The 19291-nt window shown below is 65.5% G+C and carries 28 protein-coding genes; 9 read left to right on the top strand and 19 right to left on the bottom strand.

Annotated elements, in window-relative coordinates; genetic code table 11:
- Window positions 1–173 precede the first annotated feature (173 nt).
- Together MRBLST15_RS10425 and MRBLST15_RS10420 are read left to right on the top strand one after the other, a co-directional pair.
- A complete protein-coding gene (locus MRBLST15_RS10425) occupies window positions 174–506 on the top strand; it encodes a hypothetical protein (protein ID WP_265953527.1) in 333 nt (110 codons plus the stop codon).
- Between the two features lie 129 nt (window positions 507–635).
- The gene (locus tag MRBLST15_RS10420) at window positions 636–932 is read left to right on the top strand and encodes a KGG domain-containing protein (RefSeq protein ID WP_265953528.1); all 297 of its coding nucleotides are present in this window, start codon (window positions 636–638) and stop codon (window positions 930–932) included.
- A gap of 46 nt (window positions 933–978) precedes the next feature.
- Here MRBLST15_RS10420 and MRBLST15_RS10415 read toward each other — a convergent pair whose 3' ends face one another.
- The 5 genes from MRBLST15_RS10415 to MRBLST15_RS10395 all read right to left on the bottom strand — a co-directional run bounded on the left by MRBLST15_RS10415 (window position 979) and on the right by MRBLST15_RS10395 (window position 4674).
- On the bottom strand, window positions 979–1329 hold the full coding sequence (locus MRBLST15_RS10415; RefSeq protein ID WP_367785865.1) for a VOC family protein: 351 nt from the start codon (window positions 1327–1329) through the stop codon (window positions 979–981).
- A 100-nt stretch (window positions 1330–1429) separates the two neighbouring features.
- The gene (locus MRBLST15_RS10410; protein WP_099820555.1) at window positions 1430–1630 is read right to left on the bottom strand and encodes a hypothetical protein; all 201 of its coding nucleotides are present in this window, start codon (window positions 1628–1630) and stop codon (window positions 1430–1432) included.
- An 83-nt stretch (window positions 1631–1713) separates the two neighbouring features.
- Window positions 1714–2280: a Rossmann fold nucleotide-binding protein gene (locus MRBLST15_RS10405; RefSeq protein WP_367785864.1), complete on the bottom strand. Its 567-nt coding sequence runs from the start codon at window positions 2278–2280 to the stop codon at window positions 1714–1716.
- A gap of 40 nt (window positions 2281–2320) precedes the next feature.
- Window positions 2321–3538, bottom strand: coding sequence for a CmlA/FloR family chloramphenicol efflux MFS transporter (gene cml / locus MRBLST15_RS10400; protein WP_367785863.1), 1218 nt, complete (start codon window positions 3536–3538; stop codon window positions 2321–2323).
- Window positions 3539–3768: 230 nt separating this feature from the next.
- Window positions 3769–4674: a LysR substrate-binding domain-containing protein gene (locus tag MRBLST15_RS10395; protein ID WP_367785862.1), complete on the bottom strand. Its 906-nt coding sequence runs from the start codon at window positions 4672–4674 to the stop codon at window positions 3769–3771.
- A 76-nt stretch (window positions 4675–4750) separates the two neighbouring features.
- On the opposite strand from MRBLST15_RS10395, the gene MRBLST15_RS10390 reads away from it, so the two are divergent.
- Window positions 4751–6250 carry an MFS transporter gene (locus tag MRBLST15_RS10390; RefSeq protein ID WP_367785861.1) on the top strand — a complete coding sequence of 500 codons (1500 nt, stop codon included), beginning with the start codon at window positions 4751–4753 and terminating at the stop codon, window positions 6248–6250.
- An 87-nt stretch (window positions 6251–6337) separates the two neighbouring features.
- Here MRBLST15_RS10390 and MRBLST15_RS10385 read toward each other — a convergent pair whose 3' ends face one another.
- The 5 genes from MRBLST15_RS10385 to MRBLST15_RS10365 form a co-directional block, all read right to left on the bottom strand.
- Complete coding sequence (locus tag MRBLST15_RS10385) at window positions 6338–6790, bottom strand: PA2169 family four-helix-bundle protein (protein WP_049466788.1); 453 nt, start codon at window positions 6788–6790, stop codon at window positions 6338–6340.
- 207 nt (window positions 6791–6997) lie between these two features.
- Entirely contained in the window at window positions 6998–7495 is a 498-nt protein-coding gene (locus MRBLST15_RS10380) for an Ohr family peroxiredoxin (protein WP_312705650.1), read from the bottom strand.
- Window positions 7496–7545: 50 nt separating this feature from the next.
- Window positions 7546–8313, bottom strand: a complete 768-nt coding sequence (locus tag MRBLST15_RS10375; protein ID WP_367785860.1) for an SDR family oxidoreductase — start codon at window positions 8311–8313, stop codon at window positions 7546–7548.
- A 115-nt stretch (window positions 8314–8428) separates the two neighbouring features.
- Entirely contained in the window at window positions 8429–9454 is a 1026-nt protein-coding gene (locus tag MRBLST15_RS10370; protein ID WP_265951961.1) for a LysR family transcriptional regulator, read from the bottom strand.
- Complete coding sequence (locus tag MRBLST15_RS10365) at window positions 9451–9729, bottom strand: sigma factor-like helix-turn-helix DNA-binding protein (RefSeq protein WP_367785859.1); 279 nt, start codon at window positions 9727–9729, stop codon at window positions 9451–9453. Before MRBLST15_RS10365 ends, MRBLST15_RS10370 begins: the two co-directional genes overlap by 4 nt.
- A gap of 123 nt (window positions 9730–9852) precedes the next feature.
- On the opposite strand from MRBLST15_RS10365, the gene MRBLST15_RS10360 reads away from it, so the two are divergent.
- From MRBLST15_RS10360 to MRBLST15_RS10350, 3 genes are all read left to right on the top strand, one after another.
- Window positions 9853–10332: a carboxymuconolactone decarboxylase family protein gene (locus MRBLST15_RS10360; RefSeq protein WP_367785858.1), complete on the top strand. Its 480-nt coding sequence runs from the start codon at window positions 9853–9855 to the stop codon at window positions 10330–10332.
- Window positions 10333–10366: 34 nt separating this feature from the next.
- A complete protein-coding gene (locus MRBLST15_RS10355; protein ID WP_367785857.1) occupies window positions 10367–10774 on the top strand; it encodes a cupin domain-containing protein in 408 nt (135 codons plus the stop codon).
- Window positions 10775–10857: 83 nt separating this feature from the next.
- The gene (locus MRBLST15_RS10350) at window positions 10858–11739 is read left to right on the top strand and encodes an RNA polymerase sigma-70 factor (protein WP_265951957.1); all 882 of its coding nucleotides are present in this window, start codon (window positions 10858–10860) and stop codon (window positions 11737–11739) included.
- Between the two features lie 101 nt (window positions 11740–11840).
- Here MRBLST15_RS10350 and MRBLST15_RS10345 read toward each other — a convergent pair whose 3' ends face one another.
- The 7 genes from MRBLST15_RS10345 to MRBLST15_RS10315 form a co-directional block, all read right to left on the bottom strand.
- Window positions 11841–12794 carry an alpha/beta fold hydrolase gene (locus tag MRBLST15_RS10345; protein ID WP_265951956.1) on the bottom strand — a complete coding sequence of 318 codons (954 nt, stop codon included), beginning with the start codon at window positions 12792–12794 and terminating at the stop codon, window positions 11841–11843.
- Window positions 12795–12885: 91 nt separating this feature from the next.
- Window positions 12886–13806 carry an MBL fold metallo-hydrolase gene (locus MRBLST15_RS10340; RefSeq protein ID WP_367785856.1) on the bottom strand — a complete coding sequence of 307 codons (921 nt, stop codon included), beginning with the start codon at window positions 13804–13806 and terminating at the stop codon, window positions 12886–12888.
- A 319-nt stretch (window positions 13807–14125) separates the two neighbouring features.
- A complete protein-coding gene (locus MRBLST15_RS10335; RefSeq protein ID WP_265951954.1) occupies window positions 14126–15190 on the bottom strand; it encodes an alpha/beta hydrolase in 1065 nt (354 codons plus the stop codon).
- A 77-nt stretch (window positions 15191–15267) separates the two neighbouring features.
- Window positions 15268–15567 (bottom strand): hypothetical protein, encoded by a 300-nt coding sequence (locus MRBLST15_RS10330; RefSeq protein ID WP_025879032.1) that lies wholly within the window; start codon window positions 15565–15567, stop codon window positions 15268–15270.
- Entirely contained in the window at window positions 15555–15770 is a 216-nt protein-coding gene (locus MRBLST15_RS10325; RefSeq protein WP_117311982.1) for a hypothetical protein, read from the bottom strand. Before MRBLST15_RS10325 ends, MRBLST15_RS10330 begins: the two co-directional genes overlap by 13 nt.
- A 43-nt stretch (window positions 15771–15813) precedes the next feature.
- Window positions 15814–16071, bottom strand: a complete 258-nt coding sequence (locus MRBLST15_RS10320) for a hypothetical protein (RefSeq protein ID WP_367785855.1) — start codon at window positions 16069–16071, stop codon at window positions 15814–15816.
- A 97-nt stretch (window positions 16072–16168) separates the two neighbouring features.
- Window positions 16169–16396 carry a hypothetical protein gene (locus MRBLST15_RS10315; RefSeq protein ID WP_367785854.1) on the bottom strand — a complete coding sequence of 76 codons (228 nt, stop codon included), beginning with the start codon at window positions 16394–16396 and terminating at the stop codon, window positions 16169–16171.
- A 167-nt stretch (window positions 16397–16563) separates the two neighbouring features.
- Between MRBLST15_RS10315 and MRBLST15_RS10310 the strand changes: the two genes are divergently transcribed.
- Window positions 16564–16866, top strand: coding sequence for a hypothetical protein (locus tag MRBLST15_RS10310; protein ID WP_089237115.1), 303 nt, complete (start codon window positions 16564–16566; stop codon window positions 16864–16866).
- Between the two features lie 17 nt (window positions 16867–16883).
- Here MRBLST15_RS10310 and MRBLST15_RS10305 read toward each other — a convergent pair whose 3' ends face one another.
- Window positions 16884–17204: a hypothetical protein gene (locus MRBLST15_RS10305; protein ID WP_367785853.1), complete on the bottom strand. Its 321-nt coding sequence runs from the start codon at window positions 17202–17204 to the stop codon at window positions 16884–16886.
- Window positions 17205–17399: 195 nt separating this feature from the next.
- Here MRBLST15_RS10305 and MRBLST15_RS10300 point away from each other — a divergent pair, with 195 nt between their 5' ends.
- Both MRBLST15_RS10300 and MRBLST15_RS10295 read left to right on the top strand, forming a co-directional pair.
- Window positions 17400–18041 (top strand): glutathione S-transferase family protein, encoded by a 642-nt coding sequence (locus tag MRBLST15_RS10300; RefSeq protein WP_367785852.1) that lies wholly within the window; start codon window positions 17400–17402, stop codon window positions 18039–18041.
- A 170-nt stretch (window positions 18042–18211) separates the two neighbouring features.
- Window positions 18212–18532 (top strand): hypothetical protein, encoded by a 321-nt coding sequence (locus MRBLST15_RS10295; RefSeq protein WP_312705639.1) that lies wholly within the window; start codon window positions 18212–18214, stop codon window positions 18530–18532.
- A gap of 18 nt (window positions 18533–18550) precedes the next feature.
- Here MRBLST15_RS10295 and MRBLST15_RS10290 read toward each other — a convergent pair whose 3' ends face one another.
- Complete coding sequence (locus tag MRBLST15_RS10290) at window positions 18551–19156, bottom strand: hypothetical protein (RefSeq protein ID WP_367785851.1); 606 nt, start codon at window positions 19154–19156, stop codon at window positions 18551–18553.
- Between the last annotated feature and the right edge of the window lie 135 nt (window positions 19157–19291).

Raw genomic sequence — 19291 nt, 5'->3', positions numbered from 1 at the left:
TGCGTCCCGGTGCCCGGAGCGGGCCAGCGCCATCTTAGGCACAGCGTGGCCGGCAATGAAGCGCGGCGAGGGCCGATTGCGATTGGTCCCGCTGTCGCGACGATTCGTCCCGGATCGATTGCGGGCGCGGAGCCTCCACCGCCAGATGGCGATGTCCCCAATGGAGATACCGCATGCACCTGTCCCGCCCCCTGCTCGCTGCCAGCCTGTTCTGCATTGCCGCCAGCGCGCCTGCTGCGCCGCTGCACTACCTGACCCTGATCAACCGTGCCCATGCACCTGCCACGTCTGTGGAAGTTGCGGCGAGTGAAACCGACGCATTCCATGCCTTGGCATTGGCCGGGCCCATCGCAGGAGGTGGCGGCCAGGCGACCGTGGCACTGCGCGGGACCGGCTGCCGCGTCGATCTGCGCATCACCTTCAACGATGGGCGCCGCATCCTGTACAGCAGCACCGATGTCTGCCGCGGTGATCGGCTGCTGATCTCGGCGCTTCCCGCGCGGTAACCGGTTGTCAAACGAATGCGCAGGGCATGTGAGTCCAATGCCGCCAACGTCCACCTGCCGTTAGCCTGCGATGTGGAGCATGAAGTCGTCGCTGATGGCGGCATCCCATTCCACCTCCGGAGACCGGCAATGGCCAACTCACGCACTGGCACCAGCAACCGTGGTTTTGCCTCGATGGACGAGGACAAACAGCGCGCGATCGCGTCGAAAGGGGGGCGCGCCGCCCACGCATCCGGCAATGCACACCAGTTCAGCCCGGATGAGGCCCGCGTAGCGGGCCGCAAGGGTGGTGAAGCAATCAGCCAGGATCGCCAGCATATGGCCGCGATCGGGCGTGAAGGTGGCCATGCCCGGCATGCCGCCACCCGTCAGCAACAGCAACAGCAGGAAATGCCCGGCAACCCTGACGGCAGCCAACAGGGTTGAGCGTTCACTGCCAGCGTCGAAGGGCGGATTAGCCGCGGTATTCCAGTCAGCCGTGGGCGAGGATGTTCAACAGGCGCCCGAACGGATCGCGTACGTAGAAGCGGCGCACGCCCCATGGTTCTTCGGCGGGGCCATATTCAAGAGCGATGTTCGCGCGTCGCAGGCGTTCGAGCACGCCCTCCAGATCATCCACTTCGATCGAAAGATCCGGCACCGCCGTACCCGATCCACCTTCGCTGGCAATGCTGAGCTGTGCCAGCGCAGTGCCCTGCCCGCCGTAGGTGACGATCCAGCCGTGGTCCATCACGATGCCCATGCCGAGGATGTCGCCGTAGAACGCGGCCGCCTGCGCGGGATCGACACTGGCGATGTTGGCGACGACGCGTTTTACAGCCATGTAGCGGCTCCAGACGATCACGACCGCGGATCACGTGCCTGCGGCCGGGTGGAAAGGGGGCCCTTGGATCGGGCCCCCCAATGCGAACGGTATGCAGGCCTCAGACGGCGCCGCACCTGTCCATGACGCAGCGATCGTATTCGAACTGGCACTCCATGGCATCACCGCCGCCGGAAACGCAGGCCTGGTAAGCCTTCCAGCACGGGAAGTCGCACGGCTGCACCGGACCGGCCACTGCCACCGAACCGGTACACGCAAGTGCAAACACTGCAGCAGCGATCACTTTCCTGATGACTCGCATCGATATCACTCCCTGATAGGCCTGGTGACTCCAGGCCGGATCACCCTACCCGCGTGTGCGGGAGAGGAAGTGAAAGCGCCAGTTCAGCCTGCCAGCAGCTGTAGATGGCGCAGCTGCGCGCGCAGCTCCGCGATGTCGTGCCACGGCAGTATCGGCGAGTTCCCGCGCTCATCGGGAGGGTTGCCGGGAAGACCATCCGACCAGCCACCCGCGCCCACCAGCGGCAGCAACGGCCGCTTGTGCAGCCAGGCCAGACATACCTCAGAAATCGTACCTGCGCGCCCGCCGATGACGATGCAGGCATCGCCGGCCAAGGCCATGATCAGGTTGCGGGCGTCGCCCATGCCGCAGGGCACCACCACCGTTGCCGGCCAGTCCGCTGCGGGCATGCTGCCTTCCGGAATCACACTCAGCACCGTGCCGCCAGCTGCGACTGCATGCTCGGCTGCCACCCGCGTGGCCGGGCTGCCGCAGCCGCTGACCAGGGTGATCCCACTTTCGGCGAGGAATCTCCCCGCCTGTGCAGCAAGGTCGAATGCCGGTGAGCCGGGGTCGGCACTACCAAGGATCGCGATCTGGGGCTTGCGGAAGGATGGTGTCATGGCGCGACCTGGCAATGGGAAGAGAAGCAGGGAGGCAGAGTCGATCAACACAGCGCGCTCGATTGCCCGAGGCAGGACAGTATCACGCTCATCCATCCCTCTCTGATGCTGGCTGCTCACTCCACGACCGTCGCAGCATCGCCAAGCCAACCAGGCTCAGCGCCGGCAGCAGCAGTCCATAGGCCACCAGCGGCCAGACCGTGTCGCCCGGCAGCAGCAGCGTCGCGAGCGTGCCAAGCGTGGCCACGATCAGACTCTGCACGGCGTAGTACAGCGCCACCGCCGTGCCGGAAGCATCGGAAAAATCGCGCAAGGCACCGTTGGCCGCAACCGCAACGACCATCACGATGCCGATGGCGACCAGCCACATCGGCAGCACGACACTGGCAGATGACGGCGGCAGCATCGCCGCCATCGCCATGACCAGCACGCCGCCGATCATCACCATCAACCCACGCAGGAAGCTGCCACCCATGCCCCATCGCCCGATGAACCAGGCGGCGAAGCGCGAGGTGACGATCATCACCAGCGCAACGGTCGCGAAGGCCAGGCTGAAGCCCATCGACGAATAGCCTGCGCGCCCCATCAGCACTCGCGGGGCGATCGAGAAGAACACGAAGAACGTGCCCATCGCCGCACTGAATCCCAGTGCATGGACCCAGAACCCGGCATTGCCGAGGATGCGTGCGAAGGCTGGCGATGCGTGGCCGTGCCGTGATGGCCGCGTTTCCTGCCAGCCGCAGCATGCGCGTACACCCGCCAGCAGTCCCAGCACACCCAGCGCGATGAAAATGGCCCGCCAGCCCAGCGCATAGGCGATCAATGCGCCGAGGATCGGACCGAGTGCCGGTACGAACGCCAGCATCGAGGCGAACAGACCATAGAGGGTCGCACCCTCGGCCGTATCGGCATACACGTCGCGCACCGTGGCGAAGGTAGCCACCAGTGCGGCCGACGCCCCAACCGCTTGCACGCCGCGCCACGCAAGGAATGCCCCACCACCACTACACCCGGCCAGCGCGAACGACGCCAGCGTGAACAGCAACGCGCCCATCAGCAGCACAGGCCGTCGCCCGATCCGGTCCGACAGCGGGCCGAAGATCAGCTGGCCCAGACCGAGTGCGAGCATGTACAGACTGAGCGTCAACTGGATGATGGCAGGCGATGTGCCGAGTGCATCCGGCATGGCCGATACAACAGGCAGGTAGATATCCATGGCCAGCGAGGCCAGGAGGTCGAAGGGAGCCATCAACGCGATGGCGGCCGGCAGGGAACGGGCCCAGCGAAGGGCCTTTCGATCAGACATGGGGAAACATCCGCTCAGGAGGAAATCCGGCGGTGATCAACCCAGTGCGTGGAATCCGCAGGAAAAGACCACCGCAACAACGTGCGTACCGTTGTTGCGGCTCAGCGGACTGTCTGCGGACCGTTCCCGTTGTTCATCTGATGATCCGGTGGAAGATCGAATACGGCCAGTGTAGCAAGGCCATTGCGCGGTAACCGGCGACGGCGTCCGGCACGGCGTCCGGCACGGCGTCAAGGCAAGGGCAGCATGTCGATGCGCCTGGATGGCGTGCGACGCACCTGCTCGATGAGCCGACGCACCACCGGCGAGGTTTCCTGTTCGCGGTACAGCGCAGCGATGGTCGAGGCGATGACCGGCCCGGCGATCGGCAGGTACACCACGCCCGGCAGCAGCAGCGTCCGCTGCAGTACCGACGGTACGATCGCCACCGCCCCATCGCCCACCGAGACCTGCGCGAGCACGGCGGCAAGATGGCCGGGACGGGAGCGGATGTCCGGCACGAATCCGCCACGGCGGGCGACTTCCAGCGTGCCTGCGGGCTGCTCCGGCATGATGAACGCCTCCTTCGCCAGCAGCGCCGGCTGCACCGGCAACGCCGCGCGGGCCAGCGGATGCGATGCCGGCAACGCCACGCAGAACTGATCTTCAATCAGGGTGTGCGAAGCGAGCGCATCGGGAACCTCCATCGGAAGACGGCAGAACACCATATCGATACGACCGTCCAGCAGCAGGTCCGGCAGGTCGGCCATCGGCCATTCGCCCACCTGCAGGTCGACATCGGGCGAGGCGCTGCGGAACCGCTGCAGCTGCTCCTGCAGTGCGCCCGCATGGACCGCCGAACCCACATAGCCGATCTCGATCCTGCCGATCTCGCCGCGACCGGCGCGGCGGCCCACGGCTTCTGCCTGCTCGAACTGGCGCAGCACGTTGCGCGCTTCGGCCAGGAAGATCGCGCCGGCCGAGGTCAGGGTGACCTCGCGTCGGCTGCGATCGAACAAGGGCGTACCCAGGCGACGTTCGATCTCCTGGATCTGCACGCTCAGCGTCGGCGTAGCGATGCCCAGGCGCATCGCGGCGCGTCCGAAATGCAGCTCCTCGGCCAGTGCGACGTAGTACTGCAGATGTCGACGTTCCATACGCGCCCGGTCGTTAGTTTGGGCCTAACGTACTTCAAGAACACGGGCAATGAAACAAACGATCGGAGCTGCTTGAATGAGCGTTGTTCTCCCACCCGAGTCCCTGGTGCCCCTCTCCCCTCCCCGCCGCAGGCCGCCCAACTGGATCCTGATCATCGCCTCGCTCGGTTGCACGATGACAGTGCTGGAAACCAACGCCGTGGCCGTAGCGCTACCGACCATCGCGCGGGATCTGCAGGCTGATTTCGCCGACATCGAATGGGTGATCAGCTGTTACATCCTGTCCTTCACTTCACTGCTTCTCCCCGCCGGTGCCATCGCCGACCGCCATGGTCGCAGGCGCGTGCTGCTGATCGGCATCGCGCTGTTCGCCATCTCATCGCTCACCTGTGCGCTGGCACCCACGGCCAGCGCCCTGTATGTGGCCCGCGCGTTCCAGGGCGTGGGTGCCGCCTTCCTGCTGGCGCCGTCACTGTCGGTGATCGGCCACGAATTCCACGAGGGCAAGCAACGCGACGACGCCTGGGCCTTCTGGGGTACGGCAATGGGCATGATGATGGTGCTCTCGCCGCTGATCGGCGGGCTGTTGTCCTCGCTGTGGGGATGGCGTTCGGTGTTCATCGCGATCCTGCCCTTCCTCGCCTTCCTGGCCTATGGTGCGATCCGCTGGGTTCCCGACTCCGCCGACACGGTGGTACGCCCGCTCGATCCGCCCGGCATTATCACCTTCAGCATGGCGATCTTCGGCATCGTGTTCTTCCTCGTGGAAGGACTCGCGCAGGGATGGACTTCGGTAGTGGCACTGGCCGGCCTGGGCCTTGGCATCGCAATGGGCGCGCTGTTTGCCTGCATCGAACTCAAGCGTCGGCATCCGATGGTCGACCTGCGGCTGTTGGCCAGCCCCCGATTCGTCGGTGCACTCATCGCCATGATCGGCTACGCGGTCAGCGCCCAGGTGATGGCCTCGATGCTGCCGCAGTACCTGCAGAACGGCGTCGGCCTGAGTGCCCTGGCCACGGGTGCAGGCATGCTGCCGTTCGCCGCGGCGATGCTGCTGTTCCCAAGCGTGGGCAGGCGCCTCGGCCGTCGGTTCTCGAGTGAGATGGTGCTGGCCATCGGCCTGTCCATCACTGCCGCTGGCAACGCGCTGGCCGGTATCGGCGCGTGGCACCATATGCCGGCGCTGGCTCTGCTGGCGATGCTCATCATCGGGGCGGGCGGTGGCATCCTCAACGGCGAAACCTCCAAGGCCATCATCGGCTCGGCACCCCGGGACCGTGCAGGCATGGCCTCGGGTATCAGTGCGACGACGCGCTTCGTCGGCATCCTGCTCGGCTTCACGGTTCTCTCCAGCGCCTTGACCGTCGGCATCCGCGCCGGACTGTCAGCACAGGTTCCCGCAGGCGACGTCATGCGGCTGGCCGACAGTATTGCCACGGGTGCGCTGACCAAGGGAGCCTCGATCGATCTCGCACGAGCGATCTACAGCCAGGGGTTTGCCGCATCCCTGTGGACCGCCGCGGCTGCGGCGACGCTGGCCAGCCTGGCTGTTGCCCTGCTCAGGAAACGCGCCTGACCGCGGGTGGTGACAGACGCAGAAACGGCCAGGGCAGCACAAAGCTGCCCTGGCCGTGACGATGTGGGGGATGATCGCCAGATGCGATCAGGCAGCCTTCATCGCATGCTTGCGCGCGCGCATCACCGAGTGGCATTCCTGCACTTCCGGCAGCCACTGGGTCACTTCCTGGCGCACCGCCGGCGGCAGGTCGTTGTCCTTCAGCACGTCCTTGAACGCGCCCAGCAGGCGATCCTCGGACTCTTCAAGTTCGGCCACGTAACCGTAGTTGGTGTCACCGAAGGCAGCGCGCACCTTGCCGTAGAACTGCTGCATGGAACCAACCATGGTGCCGTGCTCGGCCGGCTTGCCACCGGTGGCGGCCACCGAGCTGCTCAGGGAGGACACGATGCGGCCCTTCACCCCGGCAATGCGGACGAACAATGCCGACAGCTCGGCATCCTTCACCTTGGTTGCGGCTTCCTCGTAGAAGGACTTGCCATCACGTGCGATCTCGATCAGGTCGTTGAGGCGATGCTCGATGGTGGACTGGGTGCTCATGTGTAGTCTCCTCGTTGGGGAAAGGACAACAGTGGTATCCGTTGCCTGCCACACCAGATTGGCCGAACACGCGTGGTTCGCGGGTGAGCACCGATTGATGCGGCGATCATGCTGCCCAACGGCACCCCACTGGATCACGCGGGCGACGCGGCGTCTTCACTGCATCTGAATCCCACAAGCAGCTGCACGATATTCCCGACAGGATGTCTAGTCCACAGCCACCCTCACCACATGGCTGATGCCACGATGGAACATCTTCGCGTAGGGGCAGACCCGCTCGGTGTTGCGCACCAGTTCGGCTGCACGTATCGGGTCCATGCCAGGCAGGCACACCACGATCTCGGCCGACAGCAGGTACAGACCGTCCGCGGGATCGCGTGCGAACGTAACCGCTACTTCGATGCTCGGGTCGACCAGTTCCAGCCCCGCACGCGCAGCCACCAGCACCATCGCGCCGTGGAAGCAGCCGGCGTAGCCGGCCGCCAGCAGCTGCTCGGGATTGGTACCGCCACCGGCTCCCCCCAGCTCGGCAGGCAACCGCAGGTCCACCGACAGCGCGCCATCATCCGACCGCACCACGCCCGACGCGCGGCCGTGGCCGGCCGCGCCACCGCAGACCCGCACCCGTCCGGTATACAGCGGGCGCACCTCATCACCGCGGTACTTGTCGAGCACGCTGGTCGAAGGAGGCTTCAGCTCGGTCATTGCAGGCTCCTGCAGCGGAAGACACACATGAAACGCGCATCCACCACGGATCAGGCCGGCTGACCCTGCGCCGGCCCGGACTGCTGCAACCAACGCTCGAAGCCGATGGTGCCGAGCCATGCCTGTCCCACCGGTACCAGGGTGTCCTGCTGCAGCTGCGCACCGAAGTAGCGCGCTTGGGTATCGCCGATCACCTCGCGTGCATCACCGGTCGCCTGCAGGAAGCGATGGGCCAGCGCCGCCATCGATTCGCGCTCCGGCCCCGCGATCTCCACCACGCCATTGACCGGCGCCTGCTGCGCGATGCGCGCAACGGCATCGGCCACATCCTCGGCAGCGATCGGCTGCACTGCGGCGGTAGGCAGATGCAGGGTCTGGCCATCACCGGCGGCCTGGATGATGCCCGGCAGGAACTCGAAGAACTGCGTCGAGTGGATGATCGTGTACGCCAGGCCCGAATCACGGATCAAGCGCTCCTGGGCGATCTTGCCGCGGAAATAGCCGCTGGCGGCCAGCTTGTCGGTACCCACCACCGACAACGCAACATGGTGGCGCACGCCGGCCTGCACCGCGGCCGCCAGGATGTTGTGGCCGGCAGTCACGAAGAACGACAACACCGCGGCATCTTCGAACGAGGGCGAGTTGGCAAGGTCGACCACGACCTCGGTGCCTTCCATCGCAGCGGCCAGGCCCTCGCCGCTCAGCACATCGATGCCGGTGGAAGGTGCAGCGACGACGATCTGATGGCCGGCCGCATGCAGGCGATCAACCACCTTGCTGCCGATGCGGCCGGTGCCACCGATGACGACAATCTTCATGACAGGTCTCCTGGAACGTGGGCGGTGCGGATGTGGCTGCATGCTAGGAACGCGTTGGCCTGCGCAGTAGATCCGCAGCGGGCCACGCACTGTTGTCACATCGGCACCAATACGCTCATGCCCATGCCGCATCGCGCTGTACCGCCGCCTGCTGCCGCGCTTCCCAGTGCGAGAACACATCCAGATCCAGCGAACGTATGCGTTGGGTACTGAAGTCGATGAACGCGCGGATCCGCTTGGGCAGCTGGCGTCGGCTGAGATAGCACAGGTAATGGCCACGATCGTGGGGCGCGTAGCGATCCAGGCAGGTCAGTACAGCGCCTGTGCGCAGCGCAGCACTTACCTGGTAGCTGGGCAGCTGGGCGATCCCCAACCCGTCGATCACTGCCTGCAGGACAAGATCGGCATCATTGAACACCACCTCCGCCGGCGGCTGCAGATTCACATCCTGGCCCTCCACACGGAAGTCCCAGCGCTGCAGGCGCCCACCGGGAAGGCGTCGACCGATGCACGCGTGGGCGGACACGGCCTCGACTTCTTCCGGCAGGCCATGCGCTTGTGCGTATGCAGGCGACGCACAGATCACCAGCTGCATCGGCACCAGCTGCTTGGCGATCACTTGGCTGTCTTCCAGCACGCCATCGCGGAACGCCACATCGATGCGATCGGCGGCCAGGTCCGGCGCCTGCTCGTCCAGCAGCAGCTCGACCGAGACCTGCGGATACTCCGCGCGGAACGCAGACAGCAGCGGGGCGATCACCCGCCGTCCGAAACCATGGGTCGCACTGATCCGTAGATGCCCGCGCGGTGGTCCCTCGCGCAGGTCGCGCATCTCGTCCAGCGCCTGCAGGATGCTGGCAACGCCCGGGCTGCAGCCCTCCAGGAACAGCTCGCCTTCGCGGGTCAGTGTTGTCGAGCGCGTGGTGCGCAGGAACAGGCGCACGCCCAGTTGTCCCTCCAGCTTCTGCACGCTGCGGCTGACTGCCGAACGACCGATGCCGAGGCGATCACCGGCGCGGGCGAAGCTGCCCTCGGCGGCTACCGCGATGAATGCCAGAACCCCGGCATAGCTGGCGGAGAAGGACGCCGTGAGGGAATCGCGGCCGTCGCTGGCCAGACAGGACTGCGGCATGACATTCATGGTGTTCCGGGCTCCTGGAAGTCGCGTCGGGCAAGCAGGTGGGCGCGTGCATGCTCCAGGCGCTGGCGGCATGTCGTCAGGTCCAGCCCCAGCAGGGGCACGATGTCTTCGACGCCCGCACCCAGCACGTCATGCAGCAACAGCACGGCCCGCATGTCCGGTGGCAGTTCGTGCAATGCGGCAAGGAAGGCCTGCCAGACCCGCTCGCTGGCGGGGCAGGCTGCTGCACGGTTCGGGGCAGATGGGGTGTCCATGCCCGGCAGACGGGTGAGCATCCGCCCCTGTGACAGTCCATTGGTGTTTTTCGTGCAACACCGTGCAGCCCCGCCCTCGCCTACCGCCCCGCGCGCAGCGGGCCTAGCCTCACTGCATCCCTCAACTCCCATCGGAACACCGTCATGAACCAACGCCTGGACTACGCCGCGCAGTCGCCCGAACTTTTCAGGAAGCTCGGCACCTTCTCCCATGCCGTGCACAACAGTTCGATCGAAGCGGCCATCATCGATCTGGTCAACATCCGCGCCTCGCAGCTCAACGGCTGCGGGTTCTGCCTGGACATGCATGTGAAGGAAGCGACGATCCGCGGCGAGCGCGCACTGCGCCTGCACCACGTCGCGGCGTGGCGCGAATCGAACCTGTTCAGCGCGCGCGAACGTGCCTGCCTGGCGTGGACCGACGTACTCACCCACCTGCCTGCGCAAGGTGTTGCGGACGACGTGTATGAGCGCGTGCGTAGTCAGCTGTCCGAACAGGAAATCGTCGATCTGACCTACGCGGTGATGGCGATCAATGCCTGGAACCGCGCCAACGTCGCCTTCCGTACGCAACCCGGCTCGCTGGACCAGGCCTTTGGCCTGGACAAGGCCGGTCTGGCCTGACTTCGACTGCATACGTCCCCGCTGGAGACCTGCCATGCGTTCTCTCTGTTCCCTCGCCCTGCTGGCCCTGCTGCCGTTGACCAGCATCGCCGCCACACCGCCGCCCACCGCACCCGAGCCCATCGTGCGCGAGGTCATGACCCGTCCGTTGCCGGAACAGCCGGGCAAGGAAGCACTGATCCTGACGGTGCAGTACCCACCCGGCGGCGCCGATCCCGTGCACCGGCACGACGCCAACGGTTTCGTCTATGTGCTGCAGGGCCGCATCGTGATGGGCGTGGCCGGCGGACGCGAGGTTACGCTCGGCCCCGGGGAGGCCTTCCATGAAGGCCCGGACGATCTGCACACCGTCGGCCGTAATGCCAGCCAGACCGAACCGGCGACATTCGTCGTGTTCCTGATCAAGGACATCGGCAAGCCAGCGGTACTGCCACCACGCTGACCGCCACCGGTCCGGGGCAATACCAGCCCCCTTCACAGGTCCGCCGATGTCACAATCGGCGGACCTGTCCCGTCTCTGCTGGCATGGACGACCCCACTGCCCTGTTCACCCGACTACGCCCGCGCCTGTTCGGCGTGGCCTACCGCATGCTTGGCTCCTCGCATGAGGCCGAGGACGTGGTGCAGGATGTCTGGCTACGCTGGCATGGCGCCAACCAGCAGGACATCGAGAACGCCGAAGCCTGGCTGGTGGCCACCACCACCCGCCGCGCCATCGATGGCCTGCGCCTGGCCCGGCGCACGCGCGAGCACTATGTCGGCATGTGGCTGCCCGAGCCGTTGCTCACTGAAGACACCGGCACACCCGAGTACATGCTGGAAACGGCCAGCGACCTGTCGGTGGCATTCCTCAACGTGCTGGAGCGGCTGGCGCCGGATGCACGTGCCGCGTTCCTGCTGCACGATGTGTTCGACCAGGATTATGACGTGGTGGCACGCACGCTGGACAAGACCGAAGCCGCCTGCCGGCAGATCGTGCACCGCGCACGCCTGCAGCTGCGGCAGGACCGCCCGCGTTACAACGTGCCGCAGGACGTCCACCAGAAACTGATGCGGCGTTTCGCCGAGGCCATCGCCAATGGCGACTTCAGGACGATGAAAGCCCTGATGGCCGAATCAGCAGTGCTGATCGGCGATGGCGGCGGCATCGTCACCAGCTTCCCGAAACCGATGGTCGGCGGCGCACGCATCGCGCAGCTGCTGTATGCGCCACACCTGCGCCGCAAGGACCAACTGCGGATGGTCCCGAGCGTGATCAATGGACGACTGGGGCTGCTGCGCTACTTCGATGGCGTGCTGGAATCGGCAATGGCCTTCGATACCAACGGCGAGCAGATCGTGCAGATCCTGGTGCAGCGCAACCCACACAAGCTGCAGGGTCTGAACCAGCCAACCTCGATCCAGTAGATCCACGCCATGCATGGATGCGGTTGCTCTCATGCACGGCAAAAGCCACGCATGGCGTGGCTCTACTGATTCTCCGTGCTGCCTGACGGCTGCCCTTGTGGTTACTTCTGCTGCAGGAAGGCCAGCAGGTCCTGGTTGACCTTGTCCTTGTGGGTCTCGGTCAGACCATGCGGCGCACCCGGGTAGACGATCAGCCTGGCGCCCTTGATCAGCTTGGCGGACATCCGTCCCGCCACGTCGATCGGCACGATCTGATCGTCGTCGCCGTGGATCACCAGGGTCGGCACATCGAACTTTTCCAGGTCACCGCGGAAGTCGGTCGCCGAGAACGCGGCGATCGAGTCGTAGGTGTTCTTCTGCCCACCCAGCATGCCCTGCGCCCACCATGCATCGACCATCGCCTGGTTGACCTTCGCGCCCGGTCGGTTGAATCCATAGAACGGACCGGACGGAATGTCCCTGTACAGCTGCGAACGGTTCTCCAGCTGCGCCTTGCGGATGCCGTCGAACACTTCGATCGGAACGCCACCGGGGTTGTCTGCGGTTTTTAGCATGAACGGCGGCACCGAACTGATCAGCACGGCCTTCTTCACCCGTCCCGTGCCATGGCGACCGATGTAGCGCGCCACTTCGCCGCCGCCGGTGGAGAAGCCCACCAGTGTGACGTCCTTCAGGTCCAGCGTATTGATCACCGTGGCCAGATCATCGGCGTAGTGATCCATGTCGTTGCCATCCCAGGGCTGGCTGGAACGACCGTGGCCACGGCGGTCGTGTGCGACCACCCGGTAACCGTGGTCCGCCAGGAACATCATCTGCGATTCCCAGCTGTCCGAATCCAGCGGCCAGCCATGGCTGAAGGTCACCACCGGCCCGTTCTTCGGGCCCCAGTCCTTGTAGTACAGCTGCACACCATCGGCGGTGGTGATGGTGCTGGCGGTGCGCGTGACAGCGCTGGGTGCGGACGGGTGTGCCGGCGCGGCGGCCTGGGCGGACAGGCCCGCCTGCATCGACAGGGCCAGGGCAGTTGCAGCGAGGGTGCGGGTAACGGTGTTCATGGTGGACCTCCAGCGGATGGGTGGGTTTCGACAGGGGCTACTTTGCGCCCCTGTCCGGGACCATTGGTGACGTGAAGTCCAGAAAACTTGATCAAAAATCCCAGAACGCCGGCACCCAGCGGAACGCCTCGCCGTCGCGGGACACGCGGCCCACCGACGGGAACGGCAGGTGCGTGGCCACCAGCATCTCGCCGGTGCCGGCCAGCGCATTGAGCAGTTCAATGCGCACCCGCGCCGCTTCCTCCGGGTCGTGCTCGAAACCGTTGTGCCAGTTCGGTTGATCAAAACCGACCGCGAACACCGCATCACCCGCAAAGGTCAGCGCCTGGCCACCCGAGGCAACGCGTACTACGCAGTGGCCCGGCGTGTGGCCACCGGTGCGGCGCGCGACCACACCCGGTGCGATCTCCTGCTCGTCCTCGAAGGTATGCACGAAGCTGCCGTACTCGGCCCAGAAATGCGTGGCGGTCGACCGCAGCGCGTCCGGGAACCCTTGCGGCATGTTGGTGCGGGTAAAGTCGGGCGATTTCCAGAACGCCACTTCCGATGCCGCGACGTGGATCTTCAGGTCCGGCCGCAGCTGCGCCTTCACCCCGTCCACCAGCAGGCCGCCGATGTGATCCATGTGCATGTGGGTGATCACCACATCGGTGATTTCGCGCAGGTCGATGCCAGCGGCGCCGAGGCGACGGATCAACTGCCCAGCGCGGGGCAGCTGCAGGTCCGGGTCCATGCCTAGGCCGGCGTCGATCAGGATGGTGCGCTCACCGCTGTGCACCACCATCACGTTCAACGCCCAGTCGAACGCATCCTGCGGCAGGTACATCTCGTCGAACCATTCAGCACGCTCGGATGCCTGCACGTTATGGCCGAGCATCTGCGTCGGCAACGGCAGCACGCCGTCGCTGACCACGAGCACGTCGATGTCACCGACTTTCAGGGCATAGCGCGAGGGAACAAGCTCATCGAGTGCGGGTGCGACAGGAGCAGTGGTGTTTTCCAGGCTGAACATGAGGCGATCTCCACGAAGGTTGGCTGGCGGGCAAACAGGCAGGCAGGGCTGGCTGGCATTTCCGGGCCAGGCCTTCGCGCGGCGCAGGGCAAGGCGCTGCCGGGGCAGCAATGCCCCGCAGCACAGCACCGCGTGGTTCGATTGAAGGCGACGTCCACGAACTGTCGTGGGCCCGGAGCACGGCAAGGGCCGTGTGGGATCAGCGTAGGCAACGCAGGGAGCGGGCAGTAGACCCGCAGGCGGGCTCGCGATGTTGCCTTCCGGGAAGCAGTGGGCGGCGTGGTTCCCCACCTGTCGACTGCCGCACGGTGAGCTGTGCTCAGCCGTCCTTGCCCATCAACCAGCGAATGGCCTGTGGGAACGAGGTCTTCCAGTCGTCCGGATAGAAATGGCCACCCTCATGAGTACGCGACCGGAGCTCGTTGCCGTCACTGAACAGCGCGCGGAAGTCCGCACTCATCTTCTGGTTGGCCGGCCCTTCCTGCTCGCCGTTGATGACGAACACCCGCTTGCCGTGCGCGCTGCTCTGCGTGGGCACCGGCTGGCGCCAGCCACCCGGCGACACCAGCAATGCGCCGGCATAGTCATCCGGATGCTGCGCCAGCAGCGCGCCGGCATGCTGCGACCCCTGCGAGAAACCCATCAGGTAGACCTGCTTGCGGTCGATGCACTGGCGCGCGGCCAGTTGCTCCAGGCCCGCCTGCACCACCTTGTGCGTGCCTTCATAGGGGCCGGTCCAGCTGAAGCTGTCGAACGACTCGCGCATCTCCGTACCGTTGATGCCCAGCAGCACCACACCGGCATCGGCCAGTGGCTGCTTGCTGCTGTCCAGGTGTCCGTTGATGCCGTAGCCGTGCAGCCACACCAGTACCGGCGCACAGGCCGGCATCGCAACACCCTTGGAAGGGGGCAGTACCGAGATGGCGCCCACCTTGCCGGCCGACACCTGCGCGTAGCGTGCCTGCGTGTTGGCCAGCACCTGCTTGAAGAACTTGGTTCCGCGCAGGTGCTCGAAGTCATCGTTGTCAGCCAGCGCGGGCGCGAACCACATGCCACGCTCGTCGGCTTCACGCAGATAGCGCTCGGCAAGCGCATTGTCACCGCGGCGAGCGAACAATGCCGCTGCATGGTACGGCGCGTGCGCCAACGTGGGGTCTTCGCGGGTTGCGGCCAGATAGAGCGCCAGCGACTGCAGCAGCGTGGCGTCCTCTTCCTCGGCCTTCTCCATCAATTCCTGCGCATCATCGGCATTGATCAAGGCATTCAGCACCGGGCTGATCGATTTGAACGCGATGGTCGAGGCGCTGTCCTGTTCCTCGGCGTGTGCGGTTGGCGCGCAGACAGCGAGCGCCAGGAAAACAGCAAGAGCAGACAGCTTCGGCATGGGGAATCTTCCGTGATTGCGGCAACGCGCGGGGCGCGCAGTCTAGCAACCTCCGGGCCGATCAGATCACCCTGCGCTCAACCGTAGGCCGGATGGCTGCCGGTAAGCACGCCCATCGAAAACGCGTAGCCCGCTTCTTCCAGCAACAGCCGCATGCGCAGTTCCGCGCGACGCGGAACGCACAGCCCGCTGGGGGCGTACAGCGCATAGACGAAGCCGGCGCCTTCCACGTGTTCACGCCGGACCGAGCAGTTGTTGGTCTCGGCGGCATCGGACCACACGGCCCGCAGCTTCTCCGGACCGATGGACTGGCCGTTGCGCAGACGAAATGTCAGCCAGCGCACGCCCAGCGGCGGATGGTAGGTCAGGTTAGCCATTGCGCACCTTCAATACGGCGGCGGAGATGGTTCAGGACGTCTGGCTGCAGATCAGGATGCTCGTTGCGCGTGGACGCCGGCAGATCGATGCGGACAGCGCCGTTGACCAGCGCGGGGGGATCGGTGTGCAGGTCAATCCACCATCCATCGGGAAGGCGAAGCCCGCGTCCGTCCCTGTCATAGAGGTTGATCTGAAAAGACATGACGCTCGCTCCCATTGGACGTCGAGCATACGCCTGCGCAATGTCACTCCAGACTGCGACCCGTCGACGCGTTTTCCTCAACGCGCTTGACGCAGACGAAGACGAACGCCTCGTCCTGCTGCACCTTCAGGAAGGAATCCAGCCATCGTGCCGCTGCGCCGCGGTTACCGATCACGCCACCGAGTTCCTCGGTAAGGCAGCGCGCGCACTCCATCCCACCCGGACTGGGCGCCTGGCAGGCGCGGCAGCGCGCCATCGTCGTCGTTCTCGCCGGCCGGCACTGGTACATGATCTTCGTCATCAGGCTTACCGCACGGGCATGTGATGGCATCAGCGCGCTTCCCGAACGTTGGACAGAGGAAAGCCGCGCAACGCGCGGCCTCTTCTTCGCTTACTGCTCAGCGACGGGCGTCACGGCCCGGTTCGCTCTTCTGTTCCTGCCCGGACTTCTGCTGGACACCTGGCTTTGCATCCTGCTGGACCTGCTGTTCCTGCTGGCGCTGCTTGCCGCCCTGCTTCTGGTCACCGCCCAGTTCGTTGCCATCGGTCTGCCCCTGCTGGGCAGCCTGCTTGGTATCGGTCGAGGCGTTGTTGCGGTCGGTCTGGCCTTGCGTGTTGTTGTTCATGTCTTGCTCCACCGCAGCGATCTGCTGCAACGCCACTGTGTGCGTCGGCCGGTTACGCAGCTGCATCGGATCGCGCCAATAATGAACAGCCGCCATGAACAGCCGTTGATGCACACGGGGTGCTGACACACCGGGGTGTACGGTAGCGTTCCAACAGGAGAAGCCTCATGGAACGCATCACCAACAAGGACTTCGTTGACGTCGAGCGCGAGCTGCAGCACTGGCAGGCCGCGTTCCAGACTGGCGATCTGCCCGCCATCAACTTCCGCCACGAGGTCGCACCGGTCATCCGCCTGGCGTGCGACATCTACGTCCGCAACCCACACGGCACGCGCACGGCGTGGCTCACCGACCTGCAGTCACGGCTCGCACTGCGCACCAGCCTGCGTGGCCACCCGGGCTCGGCGGAAATGGCGATGGGCTGCTGGGCCCGCCTGTCCGGCCCGGCATTGGTCCCACAGGCAGGCTGAAGCACCCTGCGCGCAACTCATTCCTCGCCTGCGTGCAGGTTACCTTCCTGCATCAGCTGATCGTTCAAGCGGTTCACCAGCGCAATGACCGCGTCGGCCAAGGCACGCGCATCGGCGATGGAGCCATGGAAGGCAATGCGGGTGCCCTCCACCTTCACTTCCGCCAATGAAAGCTGCGACGCCAGCGTCGCGCATTGCCGCAGGAAGCGGTCAGTCCACTGCTCATCGGGCGCCTGGTCCAGCAGCGCAGTGATCGCTTCATCGGCAGCGGCATCGACCTGCTGGTGAAGCCGCGGCACGTCGAACCCAACGATCCTCGGCAGTCTGGACGTGCTCACGTACTTCCCCAAGGGTGTGCAGAAGGGCAGTATCGCGTCACCGCGCCCCCCGTGCGAACCATGCCACGTGAACCGTTCATCCTGCCAGCCATGGCCTGCGTGCCCGGAGATCACCTGTGTCGATTCCAGGGGTCCTCGCACGTCGATGGAGAGAAGGCCGGCCAACCAGCTCGGCTATCGCCGATGGACATCCCGATGACCCCGATCCTGACCGCATTCAAGCACTCCCCGGACCGTGGCCAGGGCCTGGCCCGCGACATGCGCGTGCGCTGGGCGCTGGAAGAACTGGGCGTGGCGTACGACGTCCACCTGCTCACCTTCGAGGAGCTGAAGCAACCCGCGCACCTGGCACGGCATCCCTTCGGGCAGATTCCCACCTATGAAGATGGCGAGCTTGTGCTGTTTGAATCAGGCGCGATCGTCCTGCACCTGGCCGAACAGCACCCCGGGTTGCTGCCTGCCGATGCGATCGCGCGCATGCGGGCGATCACCTGGATGTTCGCCGCACTGAACACCGTCGAGCCGCCGATCGTCGAACGCTCGATGGCGTGGGTGCTGGAACGCGAGCAGGCGTGGTATGCGCAGCGGCTGGTGATGCTGGACGAGCGCGTACGCAGGCGCCTGGGCGAGTTGTCCGCGCGACTCGGCGATGCGCAGTGGCTGGACGGAGACTTCAGCGCCGGCGACCTGTTGATGGTGTCGGTACTGCTGCGGCTGCACAGCAGCGGCATCGTCGATGACTTTCCCGTGTTGGCCGCCTACATCGCCCGCGCGACGCAGCGGCCCGCCTACCAGCGCGCGTTCGCCGCGCAGCTGGCGGTGTTCCAGAACCCATAGCGCCACGTCTTTTTCAGTAGCTCCACGCCATGCGTGGAGAACACCATCTGCCCACTGCAACCATTCCTCGGCGAATGGTGAACACCGCGTAAAACCGACGTCGCGCGTGCTGACACGTGCGCTGCACCATCACCTACGCTCGGGTTCCGCCCCCCGCCCGGAACCGGATCATGCCTTTGATTGCCATCGCGCTTGCCTCAGCACTCTCCGCCCTGCCCGACATCGGCTGGGAGCGCGAGCGGGCCGAAGATGCCCACCAGCTCATGCTGTGCCAGATCCACCGCGACCAGCTGGCCGATCGTGGAGAAAAGTCGCAGACCTACCAGCAGGCCAAGGCCGTCTGTGATCTGCTCGCCCGTGAGTACAAGCAGAACTGGGATTTCGACGCCCACGATGCGCTGGCTGCGGAGGCAGTGGATTTCTTCGACCTCCTGCAGCGCGGTGAGGCCACTGCCGTGCCACCGGGCAAGGCCGATCACATTCTCGAGTGATCGCCGCCCGGTTGAAGATCAGAGGATGACGGCAGCAAACAGGCCGACAACCCCTATCGTCGTCAGCAGGAACGAGAGCACTACCGAGCCAAGCGCACGCAGCGCCGATCCGCCATTCAAGGCCACGAAGGCCCGCATGCGGGCCCACAGGTACCACACCACCGCCAGCGCGCCGATGGCGGGTGCGGTGAACGGGCCGGCCTGCATCGGCGAAGCGGCTGCCGCCTGCGCCAGCGCGAGTGCCACCAGGAAGGGGCACGCGATGAAGGCCTGGATGGAAAATGGCTCGCGCAGCGTCTCGCGGTTAACGGGCAGCCGCTGGCGCCGAAGCGTGCCAAGCGCCGCACCAAGTGCGTACACGCAGAACACCGCAGAGCGGGTGAGCAGCAGCCCTTGCTCGCTGCTGAAAAGCAGCTGCCCCACCGGCGTGCTGAGCCGGGGCGAGGACATGCGCAGTGCCATCTCAAGCGCATGGGCGATGGCCACCGACAGGATCAACATCAGCACCGGGCTGATCGCATCGGAAAACCTGTGCTCCAGATCCTTGCCGAGCTCGCGGCGGGTGTAGAGCGCAACCTCGCCGGGGTGAATCAATACCCGCCAGAACATCCGCGGATAGAACACCAGCCAGCCGACGTCCCCCCGGCTTGAGTAGTGGGCGGGTTTAGAGTCCGGTGCTGATGTTATCTTTCTTCGTCGCCAACTGCGCGGCGTACTGGGCGGGCGTTAGTCCGCCAAGCGCTCTTTTGGGCCTTTCTT

Origin of the sequence: Stenotrophomonas sp. LST15-1-1.1, assembly GCF_040815575.1 — a bacterium.
GTDB lineage: Bacteria > Pseudomonadota > Gammaproteobacteria > Xanthomonadales > Xanthomonadaceae > Stenotrophomonas > Stenotrophomonas lactitubi_B.
The sequence above is the reverse complement of the archived record's forward strand: the minus strand, read 5'-3'. Positions and strand labels throughout refer to the sequence as shown.